This window comes from Bacteroides sp. AF34-31BH (assembly GCF_003602795.1).
Taxonomy (GTDB): Bacteria; Bacteroidota; Bacteroidia; order Bacteroidales; family Bacteroidaceae; genus Bacteroides; species Bacteroides uniformis.
On record NZ_QTLV01000033.1, the window covers coordinates 1 to 2406 of the forward strand.

Below are 2406 nucleotides of genomic sequence, written 5' to 3' on the forward strand. Positions count from 1 at the left end.
CTCACCGAAGAGGGTTACATCAACCTGACCGGTACCCAGCAGTATCATTACTACTTGAAAGATCATCAGGGTAACAACCGTGTAGTGATCAACCAGTCTGGCACTGTGGAGGAAACTAACCATTACTACCCTTTCGGTGGTGTGTTTGGCACTACAGGCAATACCCAGCCTTACAAGTATAATGGTAAGGAGTTTGACACGAAGAAAGGGCTGAACTGGTATGATTATGGAGCACGTTATTATGATGCAGCATTAGGACGGTTTACAACGGTTGACCCTTCTTCTGAAAACTATTACGCTTTTAATCCTTATAGTTATTGTGTAAATAATCCGATTAAGTATATAGATCCTGATGGGAAAGATTTTATTATTTGGTATAAAGATTCCAATGGAAAGCAGGCTTATTTTTCTTTCAATGGAAAGAATGCAGCTATGGCACCTAATAATAGTTTTGTGAATGCTGTTGTTGAGGCTTATTTTTATAATAGTAAAAATGGTGGAGGAGAATATGCGCAAAAGATAGTTACAAATGCCAAATTGAAAGTTGGAATAGTAGAAAGCGATAAAGATAATAGGTTTGATTCTAGTGGTTTTATCCGTTTTAATCCAAATGCTGGTTTGAAGCTCAATGATGGCAATATTCTATCACCTGCTACAGGATTAGAGCATGAAGCTGCCCATGCATTTAATATGAAAACTAATAAAGTAGATGAATCACCAGATACTAGGTATGGGACAAAAGAAGAAAGAAGTGTTATTCAAGGTGCTGAATTAAAAACGGCAAAAGCTAATGGAGAACTTCCTTTAATGCATAAAGGGAGAATAAAACATAGCGAGGGGCAATGGGTTGTAACAAAATCTGTTACTTCAAATGTAGAATCTTCTTCTGTTGAATCCCAAGAGTTGAGAAATAGAATATTTAAATTTAGAAATAGCTGGACATCAGAATGAAAAGACAAATTTGTTTTCTAATATTAATTTCTTCCTTTTGTATTATCACATTAGGGCAAGAAGTAAAAAAAGTAAAATTGATATATGGTTCTCAAGGAGTATTGTTGCCTGTAAGTGCAAAGTGTACCCCACAAGGCTTTGAGCAGAGTTTTTATGAGAGTCTCAATTTCTTAACTACGTATGATGATATTTTTCTTGCTTGGTTTTCTTTTTATATGGAGCAATTAATTCCGGAAAGGAATATAGAGAAAGATATGGATCCACGTATTATGATTGTTGCATATCGTGATAGCTTACAAAATGATACTTTGTATTTAGGTGAATCTTATGGAATATTGAAAAATAGAGTAATGATGAAAGATGATAGTAATTTACTCAATCTAGTAAAGCGTAAAATAGGGTGGGGGATATCTCCTTTGCCCTCAGATTCGTTACTTTATCCTTCAATGTTGCCTTAATATAAATAGCTACTTGTTGTAGCGGATGTTGTTTATTCTTTGTTTTTGAGTATCAGAATCTTTAAATTGAATAAAATTAAAGGCTTTTTTGCTTATATTTTTTATCTTTGAAGTGAACCCTAAAAGTGTTTTATCTAACTTTTAGGGTTCGTTGTATCTAATCTCTTGGCTTTTCAGTATTCCCGATGCCCGTGGTCTGCTTACGGGCAGTGTTACGGAGCTGTCAGACGGGGGTACCGACCAGCTTTACAGTGTGCTGTATTATGATTCCCGTTCCCGTCTTATCCAGCGGTAAGTTTTGGTGGTAAGGATACGGTACGGAGTATACTGTCTATAACTTTACGGGGTAGCCCACGGAGCGTCGTCATGTTCATACAGTTTCCGGCAAGCCTTCCCGCAGTGAGACTTACACCTATGCTTATGACCTTGTCGGCAGGCTGCTGACCCTGAAGCATTAGGTTGACGGTTTAGGTGAGGTACCGCTTGCTACCTACGTTTATGATAATCTGGGTCGTTTACAGGCACGGTTCTGCCGTGAACAAGCAGTCGTACATTTACAATGTCCGTAGCTGGCTGACGGGCATCAGCGGTACATGCTTCACACAGAACCTGTACTACAACACGGGTGTGGGTACTGCGAAGTGCAACGGCAGCATCAGCAGTATGACCTGGAAGTCCGGGAACGAAAGTACAGTCCGCGGTTACAAATTCACTTATGACGGTCTTGACAGAGTCCTGAACGCTACCTATGGCGAGACAGCAAGTATCAGCACGAATGCGAACCGCTTCTCGGAGAACGTTACGGGGTATGACAAGAACGGCAATATCAAGGGATTGCAGCGTTACGGGCAACTCTCTTCAACCTCCTACGGCCTGATAGACAACCTGACTCTCACCCTGAACGGCAATCAGTTGAGCTGTGTGGAGGATGCGGTGAGTACCGCTGCATACGGTACAAACACTGCCTTTGTGAACGGTGCAAGCGTCGCAGGGGAGT

At 40.4% G+C, this 2406-nt stretch carries 3 protein-coding genes and 1 pseudogene; all 4 read left to right on the plus strand.

The features are described from left to right. Positions 1–951 (plus strand): RHS repeat-associated core domain-containing protein (locus tag DWZ67_RS19915; protein ID WP_133302961.1); only part of this gene is annotated, 951 nt, incomplete at its 5' end. Further along, positions 948–1409, plus strand: coding sequence for a hypothetical protein (locus tag DWZ67_RS19920; RefSeq protein ID WP_117652797.1), 462 nt, complete (start codon positions 948–950; stop codon positions 1407–1409). The genes DWZ67_RS19915 and DWZ67_RS19920, both read left to right, overlap by 4 nt. A gap of 151 nt (positions 1410–1560) precedes the next feature. After that, positions 1561–1704, plus strand: coding sequence for a hypothetical protein (locus DWZ67_RS20230; protein ID WP_158560254.1), 144 nt, complete (start codon positions 1561–1563; stop codon positions 1702–1704). Positions 1705–1907: 203 nt separating this feature from the next. After that, positions 1908–2406: pseudogene (locus DWZ67_RS19925) on the plus strand (RHS repeat-associated core domain-containing protein); the annotation flags it as partial.